Here is a 2,346-nt window from a genome sequence, read left to right as displayed (position 1 = left end):
TCCTGGGAATCAAACGGGTCCCACCGCTGGCTCGCCACCCAGTGCGCGACGAGTTCGACGCCGACCGCCAGCGAGAACGCCCCGGCCACGATCGCCGCGCCCAACGCAACAGCGTAGGCGACTCCGGCTCGCCGGCGGGAGTCAAACGGGTTTCGTCTCTCTGTCGTCATCCGTCTTCCTGCGTGTCCTTCTTCGCCCGCCGGGCCTGCTCTTTGGGGCAGTACGCGAAGCACCGCCCGCAGGCGAGGCACGTCGCGCGGTCCGGTTCATAGTCGGTCCGCGTTCGGCGGACGGAGAGATGGATGAGTTTCGCGCCCAGGACGAGGCCCACCCAGGCACCGAGCGCTCCGCCGCCCCAGACAAAATCGCCGACGATGCCCGCGGCCTCGCGGTAGAGTTCCTCGGCCGGCCGGCGCGTCGTATAGAACGCATCGCTTGCGTTCGTCGTGCCTTCGACCTTGCCTTCCTGCTCGAGGCGGACCCGGTCGGCCAGGCGCACCGCGTCGTGCATCCAGGCCATCGCCGGACCCGCCCGCGTGCCGAGTCCGACGCCCAGCCCCACGAGGATCGGCAGCGCGACGACCAGCGCCGCGAGCCGGCCTTTACCCGCCGTCCGCGGACCCGTCGGCGGCGGGGCGGGTTTGCGAATCGCCCCGAACGGGCACGCGTCCTCGCACAAGCGGCACTCGACGCACTCGTCCGGCGTGATGGCGACGTGCCAGCGCGACGCCCGCGAGAAGATCCGCAGCACCGCACCGTAAGGGCAGAGGTAGCGGCAATACGGTCGCCCGACGAAAAGGCCGATCACCAGAAAACTCGCCCCAAGAATCAGCATCGTCATGCTGCCGCGCACCGCGTCCATCAGGCTCTCGGAACGGAAGATCGGCACGAGGCGGAAGATCGAGACGAACGGGTCGTATCGGCAGATGACGAACGCGGACCCCGTGGCCGCAAACAACACCGCCGCCCCGAGGTACACATACGCCAGGAGACCCAAGGCGTGCTCGAGCCAGGCCGGCACCTTCACCGGCCGCACCAGCACGACGTCCTGAACGGCCCCGAGGGGACAGACGGCCCCGCAGAACGCTCGCCCGAAAAAGAGCGCGGCGACGAGCGGCAGGAGGAAGAACGCGAGCACGGCCAGGGGGATGGCGTAGGTGGAATCCCCGAGCGCGAGCGCGACGTTCTGAATCCCGCCGATCGGGCACACGCACCCGCCGCGCCAGAAACCGAAGTACGCGAGCGCGCCGAGCATCACGACGAAAATCCACGCTCGCGACCGAACCCTGAGTGCCAGCCACGACGCCAGGGCCAGCGCGACGGCCAGCACCGCAACGTCCACATAATCGAACGCGTCGGCGCGCGGCTCAGGGTTCTCGACCGTCGGCCGCTCGTACCCGCTCTCAAATTGCGCCGGGGGTGGCTGCGCACCGCGCTCCGCCGCCGGCAGGGCGGCGGATACGGTGAGAAGGGCGAGGACGGCCAGCAGGACGCGGCGCTTCAACGCTTGGTATCCTTGCCTTTCAGGAGGTAGGGTTTGTCGGCGGGCACGCGAGTGTACGCGCCCGACGGGCACGCCGCCGCTATCGAGCACTCGTTGCAGTTCAGGCACCGGTCGTGCCGAACCTGGAGAAACAGCGACCCGTTGCCGTGCAGCGTGCATCCCTTGACGCACTTGCCGCAACCGATGCACAGAGGCTCGTCAATCGTGTACTCGTAGAGCGGCCCCTCGATCCACCGCCGCTTGATCGCTCCCGTCGGGCACAACTGGCTCTCCGCGCCCGCCACGTCCAGGGTGCGCGGCGGCTCGACGCCCGGCTGAAAGTGGCCGAAGCACAATTCGCAATATCCACACAGCATGAAGGCGTGGACGCACTTGACGGCCGAGGGCTCCAGGACGCAGTACGTCGCGCAGTTGCCGCACTGGATGCACTTCGCGGGGTCAATTTGCCAGACCGTGTCTCCGCGCCGCGTGCGGCCGGCGAGCGCGGCGGCCGTCCCGGCGACGGCCACGAGGCCCGTTCCCATGCCGAGGCGCCGCAGGAGTTCGCGGCGCGACAGTCCCTTTTCCTCTTTCGCCATTGTCAGAACCTGTCGGAGGTTTGCCTCGCCTGTTCCGCCTGCGGCAGCCGGCATTTCTCGCGGGCCGGGCACCGGCGGCAGGCTTCTGCAATCGTGCATTTCCCCTCGGCATCAAGCGGCTCTTCGCGCCGCGCCATGGTCGCCGCCATCAGCCCGAGCGCCCCCAGCGCGGGATACCGCACGGCGTCCCGCAGAAAGGCGCGCCTGCCTTCGTCGCATCCGTCTTGCCTGCGCATCGCCCTACTCCTTTCGCTCCGGTTCGGA

The 2,346-nt window shown here is 68.9% G+C and carries 3 protein-coding genes; all 3 read right to left on the bottom strand.

All coding sequences use genetic code 11. The features are described from left to right. Positions 1 to 166: 166 nt before the first annotated feature. From NTX40_11385 to NTX40_11375, 3 genes are read right to left on the bottom strand one after another with little or no spacing between them, the layout of a single operon-like run. Entirely contained in the window at positions 167 to 1,504 is a 1,338-nt protein-coding gene (locus tag NTX40_11385) for a 4Fe-4S binding protein (protein MCX5649677.1), read from the bottom strand. Next, entirely contained in the window at positions 1,501 to 2,082 is a 582-nt protein-coding gene (locus NTX40_11380) for a 4Fe-4S binding protein (protein ID MCX5649676.1), read from the bottom strand. The genes NTX40_11385 and NTX40_11380 overlap by 4 nt, the downstream gene beginning before the upstream one ends. 2 nt (positions 2,083 to 2,084) lie before the next feature. Beyond that, positions 2,085 to 2,318 (bottom strand): hypothetical protein, encoded by a 234-nt coding sequence (locus tag NTX40_11375; protein ID MCX5649675.1) that lies wholly within the window; start codon positions 2,316 to 2,318, stop codon positions 2,085 to 2,087. Between the last annotated feature and the right edge of the window lie 28 nt (positions 2,319 to 2,346).

The sequence above is a fragment of the Planctomycetota bacterium genome, from assembly GCA_026387035.1.
In the GTDB taxonomy this organism is placed as follows: Bacteria; Planctomycetota; Phycisphaerae; order FEN-1346; family FEN-1346; genus JAPLMM01.
Note: the sequence above shows the minus strand (reverse complement) of the source record. Positions and strands in the feature narration are given on the sequence as shown.